Genomic DNA, 18,421 nt, shown 5'->3' with positions numbered 1-18,421 from the left:
TGAGTGCGAGCCAACCGGTGGGCAGAACTGTGGGGAGGACGACGCGACGGGGAGCAGCGGCCGGGACGCCGCACGCCCTCTTGCCGGACGTCGTTCCATGAGCCGTGGGAGGCTGACAGGTGTCCAGCGCAGCCGAGCAGGAGGCGGTGGCCGGGAATCGGGCCGCCGACGACGCGCGCCCCTCCGTCGTGGTCAACGGCGCCCGGCGCGCCGCGCCGCCGCCGACCGTGCCGGCCTGGCCGGGCACGCCGGTGCCGCTGGGCGCACGCTTCCGGGCCGGCCCCGACCAGGTGGCGGGGACGAACTTCGCGCTGTGGGCGGGCGGGGCGGAGGCGGTGGAGCTGTGCCTGTTCGACGGGCCGGGGCACGGGGGCGGGGAGCGCCGGGTGCGGCTGACCGAGCTGACCCACGAGATCTGGCACGGTTTCGTGCCGGGCGTCCTGCCGGGGCAGCGCTACGGCTTCAGGGTGCACGGCCGCTGGGACCCGTGGACCGGCGCCCGCTGGAATCCGGCGAAGCTGCTGCTCGACCCGTACGCGCGCGCCGTGGACGGCGACTTCGGGCTGCCGCCGCAGGTGTACGGGCACGTGCGGGACTGGCCGGAGCAGCGGGTGGCGGACACCGTGCGCGACGAGCGGGACTCGGCGCCGTACGTCCCGAAGGGTGTCGTGGTCGACGACGGCGGTCCCGACGACGAGTGGACGTACGACCGGCGGCCGAAGACGCCGTGGGCGGACTCGGTCATCTACGAGCTGCACGTGCGCGGCTTCACCAAGCGGCACCCGGGCATCCCCGAGGAGCTGCGCGGCACGTACGCGGGCCTCGCGCACCCGGCGGCGATCGAGCATCTGACGCGACTGGGCGTGACGGCGGTGGAGCTGCTGCCGGTGCACCAGTTCGCGCACGAGAGCCATCTGCTCGACCGCGGGCTGAAGAACTACTGGGGCTACAACTCGATCGGCTACTTCGCCCCGCACGCCGCCTACGCCGCCTCCGGCACCACCGGTGAGCAGGTCGGCGAGTTCAGGCGGATGGTGCGGGCGCTGCACGCGGCGGGCATCGAGGTGATCCTCGACGTGGTCTACAACCACACGGCGGAGGCCGGCGAGCTGGGCCCGACGCTCTCCCTGAAGGGCATCGACAACCGCGGGTACTACCGCCTCCAGGCCGACGCCCGCCGGTACGCCGACTACACGGGCTGCGGCAACACGCTGCACGTCGTCCAGCCGCACGTCCTGCGCCTGATCACCGACTCGCTGCGGTACTGGGTGACGGAGATGGGCGTGGACGGCTTCCGCTTCGACCTGGCGGCGGCGCTGGCCCGTTCGATGCACGACGTCGACATGCTCTCCCCGTTCCTCGCGGTGATCGCGCAGGACCCGGTGCTGCGGCGGGTGAAGCTGATCGCCGAGCCGTGGGACGTCGGCTCGGGCGGCTACCAGGTGGGCGCCTTCCCTCCGCTGTGGACGGAGTGGAACGACCGCTACCGCAACGCGGTGCGGGACTTCTGGCGGCACGCGCTGCCGGACGTGCGGGAGATGGGCTACCGCCTGTCGGGCTCCAGCGACCTGTACGCCTGGGGCGGGCGGAGGCCGTACGCGTCGGTCAACTTCGTCACCGCGCACGACGGCTTCACGCTGCGGGACCTGGTGAGCTACGAGCGCAAGCACAACGAGGCGAACGGCGAGGGCAACCGGGACGGCACGGACGACAACCGGGCCTGGAACTGCGGTACGGAGGGGGAGACGGAGGACGCGGACGTACGGGCGCTGCGGCGGCGCCAGCTGCGCAACCTGCTGACCACGCTGCTGCTGTCGACCGGGGTGCCGATGCTGGTCGCGGGCGACGAGATGGGCCGCACCCAGCGAGGGAGCAACAACGCCTACTGCCAGGACAACGAGATCAGCTGGGTGGACTGGAGCCTGCTGGAGGACCCGGAGTGGCGCCCCCTGTTCGAGCTGGCCTCCCGCCTGATCGCGCTGCGCCACCGGCATCCCGTGCTGCGCCGCCGGGCCTTCTTCTCCGGGCGCGCGCACTCCGCGGACGGCCTGCGCGACCTGGCCTGGTTCACCGCCCGGGGCGCGGAGATGACGGAACGGGACTGGTACGCCCCGGCCGCCACGCTCGGCATGTACCTGTCCGGGCGGGACATCCCGGGCCGCGACGAGCGGGGCGAGGCGATCTCCGACGACAGCTTCCTGGCCGTGCTCCACGCGGGTGAGGCGCCGGCCGACTTCGTCCTGCCCGGGCCGCCGTGGGCCCAGCGGTACGAACTGCTCGTCGACACGGGCCGCGAGGACCAGACCGGGGCACCGGGCACCGAGTATCCGGCGGGAGCGCCGGTCAGGGTGGAGGGACGGACGGTCCTGCTGCTGCGGGCGGGGTAGCGCGGAGGGCGGCCGGCCCGGCGGAGGATGCCCCCGTACGACCCCCGTGCGCGCGAAAACTCGGTGGGCAGTGTCAGTGGTGAACCGTAGGCTCGCTGCTGATGCCCACTACACCCGTTTCCGCCCCGGACTCCTCCGGCAACCGTTCCACCGTGCGCTCGCTGTCGCGGTTGTGGCCGTATGTACGCCCCGTGCGCGTGCGGTTGGCGACCGCCGCGTGCGTCGCGATCGTCGCCTCGTGCACGGGGCTGGTGATCCCCCTCGTCCTGAAGTGGATGGTGGACGGGCCGGTCGCCGACCGCGATCCGGCCGGCGTGTGGCTCGGGGCGCTGTACCTGCTGCTGCTCGGGCTGGCGGAGGCGCTGCTGTTCGGGCTGCGGCGGTGGATGGTGGCCCGTCCGCTGGCCGGTGTGGAGGCGGCGATGCGCGCGGACCTGTACGGGCGTCTGCAACGGCTGCCGGTGGCCTTCCACGACCGGTGGGCGTCGGGGCAGTTGCTGTCGCGCGGGACGACCGACCTGATGCTGGTGCGCATGTTCCTCGCCTTCCCGCTGACGTTCCTGCTGGTCAACGGGGTGACGATCCTGGTCGGCGTGGGCATCATGCTGGTTCAGGACTGGACGCTCGGCCTGGTCGTCCTCGGGCCCGCCGTCCCCGTGATCGTCACCTGCGTGATCTTCGAGAAGAAGTATTCCGAGGTGGCGCGGAAGGCGCAGGACCAGGTCGGGGATCTGACGACCGTGGTCGAGGAGAGCGTGCTCGGCATCCGGATCATCAAGGGGTTCGGCCGGCACCGCAGCCAGGCGCGGGCCTTCCACGAGCTGTCCCACACGCTGCGCGGGACGGAGCTGCGCAAGGCGCGGCTGCTGGCGTCCATCTGGGCCGTCATCGTCGTCCTGCCGGAGGTCGCGATCGGGGCGGCGCTGGTGGTCGGGTCGGTGCAGGTGGCGGACGGGTCGCTGTCGGCGGGGACGCTGGTGGCGTTCCTGTCCACCGCGCTGGCCCTGCGGTGGCCGGTGGAGTCCATCGGCTTCCTGCTGGCGATGAGCCAGGAGGCGGCGACGGCCACGGACCGGTACTTCGAGGTGATGGACGCCGACGTCGAGACCGAGGGCGACGCCGCCCCCGCCGCGGCACGGCCGCCCGCGGCCGGGCGGGCCGACGGCCTGCGGTTCGAGAACGTCCGGTTCCGGTACCCCGACGCGGCCCCCGGCTCCCCGCCCCTCCTGACCGACGTCGACCTGCACATCCGCCCCGGTGAGTCCATGGCCCTGGTCGGCGCCACCGGCAGCGGCAAGACGACGCTGACCGCGCTCGTCCCGCGCCTGCACGAGCTGACCGCCGGACGGATCACGCTGGACGGCGAGGACATCACCGCGCTCTCCCGCGAGGAGCTGCGCTCGATGGTCGCCGTGGCCTTCGAGGAGCCCACCCTCTTCTCGGCCACCGTCGGCGAGAACGTGCTGATGGGCGCGGGCGACGGCGCCGGCGACGAGGAGCTGGGCCGGGCGCTGTCGGTCGCGCAGGCCGACTTCGCGCACGCGCTCCCCCAGGGCACCGGCACCCAGGTCGGCGAGCAGGGCCTCAGCCTCTCCGGCGGCCAGCGCCAGCGCCTCGCGCTCGCCCGGGCCGTGGTGGGCAGACCGAGGTTCCTCGTCCTGGACGACCCGCTGTCCGCGCTCGACGTGCACACCGAGGCCGCCGTGGAGGCCGCCCTGCGCGACGTCCTCGCGGACACCACCGCCCTGATCGTGGCCCACCGCCCCTCCACCGTCATGCTCGCCGACCGCGTCGCCCTGCTCTCCGGGGGCCGAATCGCGGCCGTCGGCACCCATCACGAACTGCTGCGCGACAACGCCGAGTACGCCCACCTGATGTCCGGGCTCGACGGGCACGAGTCGCCCGGCGCGCCCGGGCGACTCCAGAAGGAGGACGCCCGATGACCGCGCCCACGGCCACCGCGCCGGACCGGGAGCAGCCGGACGGCGTGGGCCCGGCCGGGAGCGGGGCGCGCGCGGACGGCGACCTGTTCGACCAGGACGTCCTGCCCAGCCCGCCCGGCGCGACCGGCGGCCTGCTGCGCTCCCTGCTGGCGCCCCTGAAGGCCCGCGTCGCCCTGACCACCGTCCTCCTGCTGCTCCAGCAGGCGGCGGTGCAGGCGGGCCCGCTGCTGGTGGCGTACGCCATCGACCACGCGGTGCCGGCTCTGCGGGACGACGACCGCGGGCCGCTGGTCGCGGTGGGCGCCGGCTTCCTGCTGTGCTCGCTGGCGGCGGGCGGCCTCCAGTACGCGTTCATCGCGGCGGCCGCCCGGGTCAGCCAGGACGTCCTCCTCGACCTGCGCGGGCGGATCTTCCGGCACGCGCAGGCGCTGAGCGTCGACTTCCACGAGCGCTACACCTCGGGTCGGCTCATCTCCCGCTCCACCACGGACGTGGAGTCCCTGCGCGAACTGCTCGACGAGGGGCTCCAGGAGCTGGTGACGGTCATCCTCTCCTTCGTCTACATCGCGGCCCTGCTGCTCTGGCTGGACCTCGGTCTGGGCGCGGTCGCGGTGGCCTCGTTCGTGCCGCTGTACGCGCTGGTGCGGCTGTACCAGCGGCGCGCCGCGCGGGTGTACCGGCACCGGTCCACGGCGATCGCGGCGGTGATCGTGAAGTTCGTGGAGACGATGAACGGCATCCGTCCGGTGCGCGCCTTCCGCCGGGAGGCCGCCAACGACGCCGGATTCGCGGCCTTGAACCGCCGCCACGAGCGGACCAACGGCGACGCCCTCCTGGAGATGGCCCGCTACGTCGTCGGGTCCCGGCTGGTCGCCAACACGGCCGTCGCGGGCATCGTGCTGTGGGGCGCCTACCGGGTCGCGGGCGGCACGCTGGCGCTCGGGGTGCTGGCGGCGTCGGTGCTGTACCTGCGGCGGCTGTACGACCCGATCGACCGGCTCGGCATGTTCCTGAACTCGTACCAGTCGGCGGCGGCCTCCCTGGAGAAGATCGCCGGGCTGCTGGCGCAGACGCCCTCGGTGCCCGAACCTGCCGCGCCGAAGGAGCTTCCCCCGGCGGTCTCCGAGCACCCCGGCCGCGAGGTGGTCTTCGACGCGGTGAGCTTCGGCTACCGCACCGGCGGCGAGGTGCTGCCCCGCTTCGCCCTGACGCTCCCGGCCGGGCAGACGGTCGCCGTGGTCGGGTCGACCGGCGCGGGCAAGTCGACGCTGGCCAAGCTGCTCGCCCGGTTCTACGACCCCTCCCACGGGCGGGTCCTGCTCGACGGCGTCGACCTGCGCGACCTGGCGGTGCCCGAGCTGCGGCGCGGGGTGGTGATGGTGACGCAGGAGGCGTTCCTGTTCTCCGGCACGGTCGCCGACAACATCGCGATCGGCCGGCCGGAGGCGACGCGCGAGGAGATCGAGCGGGCCGCGAAGGCGATCGGCGCCCACGACTTCATCGCCGCGCTGCCGGACGGCTACGACACCGACGTCCGCAAGCGCGGTGGCCGCATCTCCGCCGGTCAGCGGCAACTCGTGGCGTTCGCGCGGGCGTTGCTCGCGGATCCGGCGGTGCTGATCCTGGACGAGGCGACCAGCTCGCTGGACGTGCCCGGCGAGCGTGCGGTGCAGCGGGCGATGACGACGGTGCTGAAGGGCCGTACGGCGGTGGTCATCGCGCACCGGCTGTCGACCGTGGAGATCGCGGACCGGGTGCTGGTCATGGAGCACGGCCGGATCGTGGAGGACGGCCCCCCGGACGAACTGATCGCCGGCACCGGCCGGTTCGCGGATCTGCACCGGGCATGGCGGGACAGCCTCGCGTGAGGACGGGCGGGCCCGGGGCCCGTGGGGGGAGTCATCGGTGATCGACGCGTACGAGGATCCCGGCACGCCGGACCGCCGGGGCGGCTGGCGGTACCTGGCCTGGCTGGTCGCCCGGCAGTGGCCGCGCTGTCTGGCGGGCGCGGTCCTCGCCAGTACCTGGATGGTGCTGCTGGCGGCGACGCCGTACCTGATGGCGCGGGCCGTCGACCACGGCCTGGAGCCCGGTGACATGGGCGCGCTGGCGGGCTGGACGGGCGCGCTGGTCGGGGTCGGGGCGGTCAACGCCTGGCTGGGCATGCTGCGGCACCGCACGATGACGCTGGTGCGGCTGGACGCCAACTTCCGCACGGTCAAGGTGGTCGTGGGACACGCCACGCGGCTCGGCGCCGCACTGCGCGGACAGGTGGGGACCGGCGAGGTCGTCACCATCGGCGTGGGCGACGTGCAGACCATCAGCACCTCGCTGACGGCCGTGGGGCCGGGCGTCGGGGCGGTCGTCGCGTACGCGGCGGTCGGCGGTCTGATGCTGTCGGTGTCGACGCGGCTCGCCCTGGTGGTGCTGATCGGGGTGCCGGTGCTCGGGGTGCTGCTGGGCCCGCTCATGGGGCGCCTCCAGGGCCGGGAGACCGACTACCGGGACGGGCAGGCCGTGCTGACCGCGCGGATCGGCGACCTCGCGGGCGGGCTGCGCGTGCTGAACGGGCTGGGCGGCAAGGGCCTGGTCGCGGACGCGTTCCGCCGGGACTCGGAGCGGCTGCGCGAGCGCGGTTACCGGGTCGGGGCGGTGACGAGCTGGATCCAGGCCCTCGGGGTGGGGCTGCCGGTGCTGTTCCTGGCGCTGGTCACCTGGCTGGGCGCGCGGCTGGCCGCGGAGGGCCGGATCAGCGTGGGTGAACTGGTGTCGGTGTACGGCTACGTGGTCGCGCTGGGCTGGCCGGTGTCGTTCCTCATCGAGATGGGCCACCTGCTCAGCCGGGGTGTGGTGGCCGCCCGCCGGGTGGTCGCCTTCCTGCGCCTGGAGCCCGAGCCGGACACCGGCACCCGGGACGCCCCCGCCGAGCCCTCGGTGCTGTACGACCCGGCCTCCGGCGTACGCGTCCTCCCGGGCCGGCTGACCGCCCTGGCCGGCTCCCGCCCCACCGACGCCGCCGAGGTCATCGACCGCCTGGGCCGCTACACCCCGTCCGACGCGACGTGGGGCGACGTCCCGCTGTCCGGCATCCCCCTCCCCCGGATCCGCGACCGCATCCTGGTCGCCGAGGCGGAGGCCGACCTCTTCGCAGGCCCCCTGCGCGACGTAGTCGGCGACCAGGACACGCCGCCCCTGAGGGGCGCGGGGAACTGCGCGACAAGCCACGGCGCACCCGCACCCGCCGGGCGGCATACCGGGGCAGTCTCTGATGCGCACCTCACCCAAGCCATCCACGCAGCCGCCGCCGAAGACATCATCCGCACCCTCCCCGACGGACTCGATTCACAGGTCGCGGCCCAGGCCAGCGACCTGTCCGGCGGCCAAAGACAACGCATCCGCCTGACCCGCGCCCTCCTCACCGCCCCGGAGGTGCTCCTCGCCGTGGAACCGACCTCCGCGCTGGACGCCCACACCGAGGCGACGGTCGCGGCCCGCCTGCGGGACGCCCGCGCGGGCCGTACGACCGTGGTCGCGTCCACCTCCCCGCTGATGCTGGACCGCGCCGACACGGTGGTGTTCCTGGTCGACGGCAAGGTGGCCGCCACCGGCGCCCATCGCGACCTGCTCGACACCGAACCGGGGTACCGGGCCCTGGTCGCGAGGGACGACGAAGAGGTGGTCCGATGACGTCCGCGGCACAACTCCCCGTCGCCGACCGGGCCGGCGTCCGGCGCGCCGCGGCCCGGCTGCTGGGCGAGGACCGCCGCGCCCTCGCCACCGTCCTCGGCCTCAACGCCCTGGCCGCCGCGGCCGGACTGGCCGGCCCGTGGCTGCTGGGCCGGATCGTCGACGAGGTGCGGGCGGGCGGCGGGGTCGGCGCCGTGGACCGGATGGCCCTCGCCATTCTGGTCTGCTCGCTGGCGCAGCTGCTGCTGGCCCGCTGGGCCCGCTACGTGGGCCACCGCTTCGGGGAACGGACGCTCGCCCGGGTGCGGGAGCGGTACGTGGACCGGGCGCTCGCCCTGCCCGCCTCCGTGGTGGAGCGGGCCGGCACCGGCGATCTGACGACCCGCGGCACCGCCGACGTGACCACCGTCGGCACCACGCTGCGGGACGCCGGGCCCGATCTCCTGGTCAACTCGGTGCAGGCGCTGTTCCTGATGGGCGCGGTGTTCGTGCTCGACCCGCTGCTCGGCGCGGTCGGGGTGCTGGGGCTGACACCGGCCTGGGTCGCGCTGCGCTGGTATCTGCGCCGCGCGCGGGCCGGGTACCTGGCCGAGGGCGCGGCCACGTCGGAGGTGGCGGAGAGCCTCGCCGCCACGGTGGCGGGGGCCCGCACGGTCGAGGCGTTCCACCTGGCCGCCCGGCGCGTGTCGGCCAACCGGGAGGCGCTGGAGGTCTCGCGCCGCACCCGGATGCGGACGCTGTTCCTGCGCTGCGTGTTCTTCCCGGCGGTGGACATCTCCTACGTCCTGCCGGTGGCGGGCGTCCTGCTGTGCGGCGGGTTCCTGCACGCGCGCGGGTCGGTGAGCCTCGGGGCGGTGGTGGCGTGCGCCGTGTACCTCCAGCAGCTGGCCGGGCCGCTCGACGAGGTGCTGATGCGGACCGAGCAGCTCCAGGCGGGCGCGGCCTCCTTCGCCCGGGTGGAGGGGCTGGCCCGGGCCCCGCGGGCGGAGGCGGACGAGTCGGCGGTCCCGGCGGACGACCGCATCGACGTCCGCGGGGCGCGGTACGCCTACGAGCGGGGCGGCGAGGTGCTGCGCGGCGTGGACCTGACCGTGCGGCCGGGCGAGCGGCTGGCGGTCGTCGGTCCGTCGGGCGCCGGCAAGACCACGCTGAGCCGGCTCCTCGCGGGCGTCGACGCGCCGACCGCGGGCTCGGTGACGGTGGGCGGGGTGCCCGTGGTCGCCCTCGGTCCGGAGCGGCTGCGCCGCCAGGTCGTGCTGGTCACCCAGGAGCACCACGTGTTCCTGGGCACGGTCCGGGACAATCTCCTGATCGCCGAACCGGAGGCCGGGGACGGTGAGTTGTGGGCGGCGCTCACCGCGGTGGGTGCCGAACCCTGGGTGCGGGGGCTGCCCGGGGGCCTGGACACCGAGCTGGGTGCGAAAGGGCACCGGACGGACGGCTCGCAGGCCCAGCAGCTCGCCCTGGCCCGGGTGGTGCTGGCCGACCCGCACACGCTGATCCTGGACGAAGCCACCGCCCTGCTGGACCCGACGACGGCCCGGCACACCGAGCAGGCGCTCGCCGCGGTGCTGAAGGGCCGTACGGTCATCGCCATCGCGCACCGGCTGCACACCGCGCACGACGCGGACCGGGTGGCCGTGATGGAGGGCGGCCTGCTGACCGAACTGGGCACGCACGACGAACTGGTGGCGGCCGGCGGGGCCTATGCGGCGCTGTGGGGTTCCTGGCACGGGGAGCCGTCCGAGCGGGTGGCTACTGACTGAGCGGGCAGTCAGTAGCCGGTCCTGGGCGACGGTTCCGTTTATCGAACGTGAACTCCCGGTCAACGAACCATTTCCAGCCAACTTACTGACGCGCCCCTGACAAAGAGGGCGTGCTCCTGCCACTCTTCCGTCGGTCCCTTCACAGCGCCCCCACAGCTTCCTCACGAGCGTTGTGCGGCGACCAGCTCCCGCACGTGATCTCTGCGTATCGCACAGTTCCGCCCGGCCGGCCACCCGCCGACCGGTCTCCCCTGGCCGCGCACCCCGCGGCCACGCAGAAGGAGTCGGTGTTGAGCAGCAGTTCTCCCCACAGACGCACCTCCCACACCACGTCCCACACCCCCTCCCGCCGCGTCGCGCACCGGCGTGCCGCGGCGGTCGCGCTGGCCGGTGTCGCCGCGCTGATCGCCACCGCGGTGCAGTCCGGCGCCGCCACCGCCGCGCCCGCTCAGGCACCCGCACCGGGCGCCGAGTCGGTCACGCTGACCCCGGCCCAGCGCGCCGAGCTGATCCGCGACGCCAACGCCACCAAGGCCGAGACCGCCGGAGACCTGGGCCTGGGCGCCAAGGAGAAGCTGGTCGTCCGCGACGTGGTCAAGGACCGCGACGGCACGCTGCACACCCGCTACGAGCGGACCTACGACGGGCTGCCCGTGCTCGGCGGCGACCTGGTCGTGACCAGCGACGCCGGGACGACCGAGCGCGTGGTGAAGGCCACGTCCAAGGCGATCAGGCCGGCCACGGTGACGCCGAAGATATCCGCCGGCAAGGCGGAGCAGCAGGCCGTGTCCGTCGCGAAGGCCGCCGGAGCCGAGGGGGCGGAGGCCGACCGGGCCCCGCGCAAGGTGGTCTGGGCGGCGCAGGGCACCCCGGTGCTGGCGTACGAGACGGTCGTGGGCGGCCTCCAGGAGGACGGCACCCCGAACGAGCTGCACGTCATCACCGACGCCGCCACCGGCGCCAAGCTCTTCGAGTACCAGGCGATCCACAACGGCACCGGCAACACCATGTACAGCGGCTCGGTGACGCTGGGCACCGCGCAGTCCGGGTCGTCGTACACGCTGACCGACACCGCGCGCGGCAACCACAAGACGTACAACCTGAACCGCGGCACCTCCGGCACCGGGACGCTCTTCAGCGGCCCCGACGACGTCTGGGGCAACGGCCAGGCCTCCAACGCCGAGACCGCCGGCGCCGACGCCCACTACGGGGCCGCGCTGACGTGGGACTACTACAAGAACGTCCACGGCAGGTCCGGCATCCGCGGCGACGGGGTGGGCGCCTACTCGCGCGTCCACTACGGCAACAACTACGTCAACGCCTTCTGGTCGGACAGCTGCTTCTGCATGACGTACGGCGACGGTTCGGGCAACGCCAACCCGCTGACGTCCATCGACGTGGCCGCGCACGAGATGACGCACGGCGTCACCTCCAACACCGCGGGCCTGATCTACAGCGGCGAGTCCGGCGGGCTCAACGAGGCCACCTCGGACATCTTCGGCGCGGCCGTCGAGTTCCACGCGAACAACTCCAGCGACGTCGGTGACTACCTCATCGGCGAGGAGATCGACATCAACGGCGACGGCACGCCGCTGCGCTACATGGACAAGCCGAGCAAGGACGGCGCGTCCAAGGACGCCTGGTACTCGGGCATCGGCAGCATCGACGTCCACTACTCGTCGGGCCCGGCCAACCACTTCTTCTACCTGCTGAGCGAGGGCAGCGGCACCAAGACCATCAACGGTGTCACCTACGACTCGCCCACCTCGGACGGCCTCCCGGTCACCGGCATCGGCCGCGACAAGGCCGCGAAGATCTGGTTCCGCGCGCTGACCACGAAGTTCACGTCGACGACGAACTACGCGGCGGCCCGCACCGGCACCCTCGCGGCCGCCGGTGAGCTGTACGGCACCGACAGCACCGAGTACAAGCGGGTGCAGGACGCGTGGGCCGGCATCAACGTCGGCGCCCGCTCCGGCGGCGGCGGTGGCGGCACCTCCTTCGAGAACGCCGCCGACGTGGCGATCCCGGACAACGGCGCGGCGGTCACCTCGTCGGTCACCGTGACCGGCCGGGCGGGCAACGCGCCCGCCAACCTCCAGGCGGCGGTGGACATCGTGCACACCTGGCGCGGCGACCTGGTGGTCGACCTGCTGGCCCCGGACGGGACCGCGTACCGCCTGAAGAACTCCAGCTCCTCCGACTCGGCGGACAACGTGAACCAGACGTACACGGTGAACGCCTCCTCGGAGACCGCCAACGGCACCTGGAAGCTGCGCGTCCAGGACGTGGCGGCCCGCGACACCGGCTACATCAACTCCTTCAAGCTCACCTTCCCGTAGGCCCGCACACGGGGCCCCACGGTCAGGGCGCCGTCCCGGTGGTTCGAATCCCCGGGGCGGCGCCCTCCCGCGTCCGCCCTCTTTTTTGCCAAGGCCATACGCACCGAGGGTTGCCGCTTTGCCGAGGTCACACGGGTTCACACACCCGCAACATTCACCCGGCCGTCAACTTTCGGCCAACATCATTCGACCCTCCTGACATGTACGCGCCCCGGGTGTCAGTCTTCGGTGATCCGCCGCACAACTTCGCAGTCAACTCCGGCCGGACACCCCACGCCGACCGGATCCCCCACCGAAGGAGTCTGTGTGTCCCCCCACATCGCGCGCCACAAGCGCACCACCCTCGCCCTCGCCACCGCGGTCGCCGCCGGCGCACTGCTCAGCACCGCACTGGGCGCGGGCAGCGCCACCGCGAGCCCCGCCCTGCCGGGCGCCCCCCTCCTGCTGTCGGACACCGCCCGCACCGCGCTCATCCAGGAGCAGCAGGCCGGCGCGGCCGGCACCGCGCGCGAGATAGGCCTCGGCGCCAAGGAGAAGCTGGTCGTCAAGGACGTGGTCAAGGACCGCGACGGCACCGTGCACACCCGCTACGAGCGCACCTACGACGGACTGCCCGTCCTCGGCGGCGACCTCGTCGTGCACCGCTCGGAGTCCGGCGCGGCCGAGGGCGTGACCAGAGCGACGAAGGCCGCCGTCAAGGTCGCCACCGTGACGCCGAAGGTCGACGCGGCCAAGGCCGAGCGGCAGGCGCTGTCCGCGGCCGAGGACGCCGGTTCGTCGAAGACGGCGGCCGACTCCGCGCCCCGCAAGGTCATCTGGGCGGCCACCGGCAAGCCGGTCCTCGCCTACGAGACCGTGGTCGGCGGCCTCCAGGACGACGGCACCCCGAACGAGCTGCACGTGATCACCGACGCCGCCACCGGCGCCAAGCTGTACGAGTACCAGGGCATCGAGACCGGCTCCGGCAAGAGCCTGTACTCGGGCGAGGTGACCCTCGGCACCACCAAGTCGGGCTCGTCGTACCAGCTGTACGACACCGGACGCGGCGGCCACAAGACGTACAACCTCAACCGGGGCACGTCCGGCACCGGCACCCTGTTCACCGACGCGGACGACGCGTGGGGCACCGGCACCGCCTCCGCCGACGCCAAGGACCAGACCGCCGCCGTCGACGCCGCCTACGGCGCGCAGACCACGTGGGACTTCTACAAGGACACCTTCGGGCGCAGCGGCATCAAGAACGACGGCAAGGCGGCCTACTCCCGCGTCCACTACGGCAACAACTACGTCAACGCCTTCTGGTCCGACGCCTGCTTCTGCATGACCTACGGCGACGGCACGGGCAACACCAACCCGCTCACCTCGCTGGACGTCGCCGGGCACGAGATGAGCCACGGTGTCACCTCCAACACCGCGGGCCTCAACTACAGCGGCGAGTCCGGCGGCCTCAACGAGGCGACCAGCGACATCTTCGGCACCGGGGTGGAGTACTTCGCGAAGAACGCCGCCGACAAGGGCGACTACCTCATCGGCGAGAAGATCGACATCAACGGCGACGGCACCCCGCTGCGCTACATGGACAAGCCCAGCAAGGACGGCGCGTCCAAGGACTACTGGTCCTCCGGCCTCGGCGGCGTCGACGTGCACTACTCCTCGGGCCCGGCCAACCACTTCTTCTTCCTGCTGGCCGAGGGCAGCGGGGCGCGCACGGTCGACGGGGTGCAGTACGACTCCCCGACCTCCGACGGCTCCACCGTCACCGGCATCGGCCGCGAGAAGGCGCTGCAGATCTGGTACAAGGCGCTGACCACGTACATGACGTCGACGACGAACTACAAGGCGGCCCGTACGGCCACCCTGAGCGCGGCGTCCGACCTGTACGGCGCCGACAGCACCGAGTACAAGACGGTGGGCGCGGCCTGGACCGCGATCAGCGTGAACTGACCGACCCCAACACGCGGCGGACGGCACCCGGGACCAGCGGTTCCCGGGTGCCGTCCTAGTCTTGGTGCCCATGTCCTTCACGTACGACGACGTCGGCGCCACCCGCGAGCAGGGCCACTGCCCGCCCGGCTTCCGCCATATGCACGTACGCACCCGCCTCGGTGAGGGCGAACCGGTGTTCCAGCGGGCCGTGGAGGCCGTACTCACCTGGGAGATGCACCGGGAGATGGGCGTCGGCATCGACGCGAGCGCGGAACGGGCCGCGCCGGGCGTCGACGTCACCGTCACCCTCGCCGGGATGATCAAGGCGCCCTGCCGGGTGGTGTGGACGCTGGACGAACCCCGCCGGGCCGGCTGGGCCTACGGCACGCTGCCCGGTCACCCGGAGTCCGGCGAGGAGGCCTTCGTGGTGGACCGCACCGGTGACGGCACGGTGTGGCTCACGGTGAGCGCCTTCAGCCGGCCCGCCAAGTGGTACGCCAAGGCCGGCGGCCCGGCCGCCCGGGCCTTCCAGCACGCCTACGCCCGCCGGTGCGGCAGCGTGCTGCGACGGCTGAGCGGCGGCGACGAGGACTGAACGCCCCGGCCTGCCGCCGCCCGGCCGCCCGCACTCACCTCATCAGCAGCCCCGCAGCCTGGGCCAGGTCGTCGGAGGGCACGGCCACGAGCCCCGTCTCCGCGCCGGACGCCAGCAGACGGTGCGCGGGCAGCACACGGACCGTGTAGCCGAACGGGCCGGTGCGGTCCAGGGCCAGCGGGCCCTCGTACACCCAGCGGCCCTCCATGTCGGGCCCGCCCACCGGCTTCAGCGGCACCTTCGACGCGTCGGTGATCCGGTCCTCGGAGTCCACCCGCCCGGAGACCGCCTGCACCTCGACGTCCTCCGGCGCGAGATCGCCCAGCTTCACCCGCACCCGCAGCCCGAGCGTCGAGCCCAGCTCCGCCAGCGCGGTGGCGGAGCCCGTCTCCACGTGGTCGACGCTCACGCCGGGCCAGGCGGCCCGCACCCGGGTCTTCCACTCCGCGAGGCCGCGGGCGGAGTCCGGGTCCATCGCGCGGTGGGCCTCGGCGGCCGGGGCGTAGAGCCGCTCGACGTACTCGCGGACCATGCGGCCGGCCAGCACCTTCGGGCCCAGCAGGCTGAGGGTCCCGCGGACCATCTCGATCCACCGGTCGGGCAGCCCGCTCGCCGCCCGCTCGTAGAAGCGGGGGGTCACCCGCTGCTCCAGCAGGTCGTAGAGGGCGGCGGCCTCTATGGCGTCGCGCCGGTCCGGGTCGGTTCCCGGTCCGTCGGCGGTGGGGATCGCCCAGCCGAAGTCGGGCTGGAACCACTCGTCCCACCAGCCGTCGAGGACCGACAGGTTGAGGCAGCCGTTGAGCGCCGCCTTCATGCCGGAGGTGCCGCACGCCTCCAGGGGGCGCAGGGGGTTGTTCAGCCAGATGTCGCAGCCCGGGTAGAGCTTCTGCGCCATCGCCATGCCGTAGTCGGGCAGGAACACGATGCGGTGCCGCACCCGCGGGTCGTCCGCGAACCGCACCAGTTCCTGGACCAGCCGCTTGCCGCCGTCGTCGGCCGGGTGGGCCTTGCCGGCGACGACGATCTGGATCGGCCGCTCGGGGTGGAGCAGCAGGTCCATCAGCCGGTCGCGGTCGCGCAGCATCAGCGTCAGCCGCTTGTACGAGGGGACGCGCCGCGCGAAGCCGATGGTGAGCACGTCCGGGTCGAGGACGTCGTCGATCCAGCCCAGCTCCGCGGTGCCGGCGCCGCGCTGCCGCCAGGAGGCGCGCAGCCGCTCCCGCACCTCCTCGACCAACTGCTCGCGCAGGGTGCGCCGCAGCTCCCAGATGTCCTGGTCGGGGATGTCGGCGACCGAGTCCCAGCGGTCCGAGCCGCCGACGGCCAGGGCGTCCTCGGCCCGCTGCGCGCCGATCTGCCGGGCGCCGAGCCGGAGCACCTCGGGCGCCACCCAGGTGGGGGCGTGCACGCCGTTGGTGACGGAGGTGATCGGCACCTCGTCGGCGTCGAAGCCGGGCCAGAGTCCGGCGAACATGGAGCGGCTGACCCCGCCGTGCAGCAGGGAGACGCCGTTGGCCCGCTGGGCCAGTCTGAGGCCCATCACGGCCATGTTGAACAGGTTGGGTTCGCCGCCGGGGTAGGTCTCCATGCCGAGCCGCAGGATGCGCTCGACGTCGATGCGCGGCAGTTCGGAGTCGGGGCCGAAGTGGCGGGCGACCAGCTCGCGGTCGAAGCGGTCGATGCCGGCCGGCACGGGGGTGTGGGTGGTGAACACGGTCCCGGCCCGCACCGCCTCCAGCGCCGAGCCGAACTCAAGGCCCTCGTAGCAGAGTTCGGCGATGCGTTCAAGCCCCAGGAAGCCGGCGTGGCCCTCGTTGGTGTGGAACACCTCGGGACCGGCGTGTCCGGTGAGCCGGCAGTACGTGCGCACCGCCCGGACACCTCCTATGCCGAGCAGCATCTCCTGGAGGAGCCGGTGCTCGCTGCCGCCGCCGTAGAGCCGGTCGGTGACGCCCCGTTCGCCGAGGTCGTTCTCCTCGACGTCCGAGTCGAGGAGCAGCAGGGGCACCCGGCCGACCTGGGCCAGCCAGATACGGGCCCGCAGCTCCCGGCCGCCGGGCAGGGCGAGGGCGACGTGGGCGGGGGTGCCGTCGGGCTCCTTGAGGAGCGCCAGGGGCAGCTCGTGGGGGTCGAGGACGGGGTAGTGCTCCTGCTGCCAGCCGTCCCGGGAGAGGGACTGCCGGAAGTAGCCGTGCCGGTAGAGCAGGCCGACGCCGATGAGCGGCACGCCCAGGTCGCTGGCCGCCTTGAGGTGGTCGCCTGCCAGGATGCCGAGTCCCCCGGAGTACTGGGGCAGGGCGGCGGTGATGCCGAACTCGGGCGAGAAGTAGGCGACGGCGGCGGGCAGTCGGCCGGACTGGGCCTGGTACCAGCGGTCGCCGGTCATGTAGTGGTCGAGGTCGTCGGCCACCGCGGTCAGCCGGCGCAGGAAGCGCCGGTCCTCGGCCAGCTCCGCGAGGCGCGCGGGCGGCACGGTGCCGAGCAGTCTCACCGGGTCGCGGCCGGACGAGGCCCAGCACGCGGGGTCGACGGACTGGAAGAGGTCACGGGTCTCCGGGTGCCAGGACCAGCGCAGATTGCGGGCCAGGTCACTGAGCGGCCGGAGGGGGTCGGGGAGAACGGGACGGACGGTCAGTCGACGGATCGCCTTCACCTCCACGACGTTACCGGGGCGATGTGTCCCTCGCCGGGGGCTTCGCCCGCAGGCCTCCGATTCGGCCTGAACGGCCTCGCCGGCAAACGCCGGACGGGCTAATGCGGACCGGCCCGGCGATATGGCCGGATCTCCTCCCGTCGGCCTTCTTGTGGCACTTCGCTCCAGCGCGAAAGGCTGCACATGTCGCGAAGGCGCTGATTGCGGCAACGGCATCCGGGAAGGCGTTGGGACAGGCCCGTCGTGCGTGTCGGCGCGTCATGTATGTCGACATACGCACGAGTAGTTAACAAAGTGCCGGATTGCCCACCAGAAGAGTGTGGGAAGGCTCCTGCGGTACGCCCCGCACGAACCCGCAGGACCCACCTCCCCAGAGTCATCCGCCCACCCATGTTGACGCGGACAGGAGCGGTCATGCCCGCCACGCACCACTCGTCACCGACCGAGCCGGACAGCACCGGCGCGGACCGGACCACCTCCGTCGGACGCATCCCCGTCCTGGACGTGCGCCCGGCCGTCCGGCAGGGTCTCCGGCCCGCCAAGGCCGTCACCGGCGAGTCCTTCGAGGTCTCCGCCACCGTGTTCCGCGAGGGCCACGACGCGGTCGCCGCCAACGTCGTCCTCCGAGATCCGCGGGGCCGGCCGGGGCCCTGGACGCCGATGCGGGAGCTGGCGCCGGGCACCGACCGCTGGGGGGCGACCGTCACCGCGGGCGAGCCCGGCACGTGGTCGTACACCGTGGAGGCGTGGGGCGACCCGGTCTCCACCTGGCGGCACCACGCGCGCATCAAGATCCCGGCCGGCATCGACACCGACCTGGTCCTCGACGAGGGCGTCCAGCTGTACGAGCGGGCCGCCGCCGACGTGCCCGGGACCGAGGACCGGCGGGTGCTGCTGGCCGCCGTCGAGGCACTGCGGGACGAGACCCGGCCGGCCGCCACCCGGCTGGCGGCGGCGCTGACGCCGGAGGTGGACGCGGTCCTGGCCCGCCATCCACTGCGGGAACTGGTCACCTCCTCCGACCCGATGCCCCTGCTGGTCGAACGCGAACGGGCCCTGTACGGCGCCTGGTACGAGTTCTTCCCCCGTTCCGAGGGCACCCCCGAGCAGCCCCACGGCACC

The 18,421-nt window shown here is 73.2% G+C and carries 10 protein-coding genes; 9 read left to right on the top strand and 1 reads right to left on the bottom strand.

The features are described 5' to 3' along the window. Positions 1–119: 119 nt before the first annotated feature. From glgX to ACZ67M_RS35360, 8 genes are all read left to right on the top strand, one after another. Entirely contained in the window at positions 120–2,387 is a 2,268-nt protein-coding gene (gene glgX / locus ACZ67M_RS35395; RefSeq protein WP_469854118.1) for a glycogen debranching protein GlgX, read from the top strand. A 101-nt stretch (positions 2,388–2,488) separates the two neighbouring features. Then, on the top strand, positions 2,489–4,330 hold the full coding sequence (locus ACZ67M_RS35390) for an ABC transporter ATP-binding protein (protein WP_469854117.1): 1,842 nt from the start codon (positions 2,489–2,491) through the stop codon (positions 4,328–4,330). Next, entirely contained in the window at positions 4,327–6,198 is a 1,872-nt protein-coding gene (locus ACZ67M_RS35385) for an ABC transporter ATP-binding protein (protein ID WP_469854116.1), read from the top strand. Before ACZ67M_RS35390 ends, ACZ67M_RS35385 begins: the two co-directional genes overlap by 4 nt. 37 nt (positions 6,199–6,235) lie before the next feature. Beyond that, on the top strand, positions 6,236–8,017 hold the full coding sequence (locus ACZ67M_RS35380; protein WP_392239666.1) for an ABC transporter ATP-binding protein: 1,782 nt from the start codon (positions 6,236–6,238) through the stop codon (positions 8,015–8,017). Next, positions 8,014–9,783: an ABC transporter ATP-binding protein gene (locus tag ACZ67M_RS35375; protein ID WP_392016457.1), complete on the top strand. Its 1,770-nt coding sequence runs from the start codon at positions 8,014–8,016 to the stop codon at positions 9,781–9,783. The genes ACZ67M_RS35380 and ACZ67M_RS35375 overlap by 4 nt, the downstream gene beginning before the upstream one ends. Positions 9,784–10,073: 290 nt before the next feature. Further along, positions 10,074–12,125, top strand: a complete 2,052-nt coding sequence (locus ACZ67M_RS35370) for a M4 family metallopeptidase (RefSeq protein WP_467321357.1) — start codon at positions 10,074–10,076, stop codon at positions 12,123–12,125. A gap of 306 nt (positions 12,126–12,431) precedes the next feature. After that, a complete protein-coding gene (locus ACZ67M_RS35365; protein ID WP_392016453.1) occupies positions 12,432–14,069 on the top strand; it encodes a M4 family metallopeptidase in 1,638 nt (545 codons plus the stop codon). Positions 14,070–14,139: 70 nt separating this feature from the next. Beyond that, on the top strand, positions 14,140–14,646 hold the full coding sequence (locus ACZ67M_RS35360; protein WP_125489476.1) for a DUF1990 family protein: 507 nt from the start codon (positions 14,140–14,142) through the stop codon (positions 14,644–14,646). Between the two features lie 34 nt (positions 14,647–14,680). Here ACZ67M_RS35360 and ACZ67M_RS35355 read toward each other — a convergent pair whose 3' ends face one another. Continuing rightward, entirely contained in the window at positions 14,681–17,299 is a 2,619-nt protein-coding gene (locus ACZ67M_RS35355; protein WP_469854115.1) for a glycosyltransferase family 1 protein, read from the bottom strand. A gap of 414 nt (positions 17,300–17,713) precedes the next feature. Between ACZ67M_RS35355 and ACZ67M_RS35350 the strand changes: the two genes are divergently transcribed. Then, positions 17,714–18,421, top strand: a 708-nt coding sequence (locus ACZ67M_RS35350; RefSeq protein WP_469854114.1) for a maltotransferase domain-containing protein, incomplete at its 3' end; no start/stop codon positions are given.

The sequence above is a fragment of the Streptomyces sp. NPDC107500 genome (genome assembly GCF_055582785.1).
Note: the sequence above shows the minus strand (reverse complement) of the source record. Positions and strands in the feature narration are given on the sequence as shown.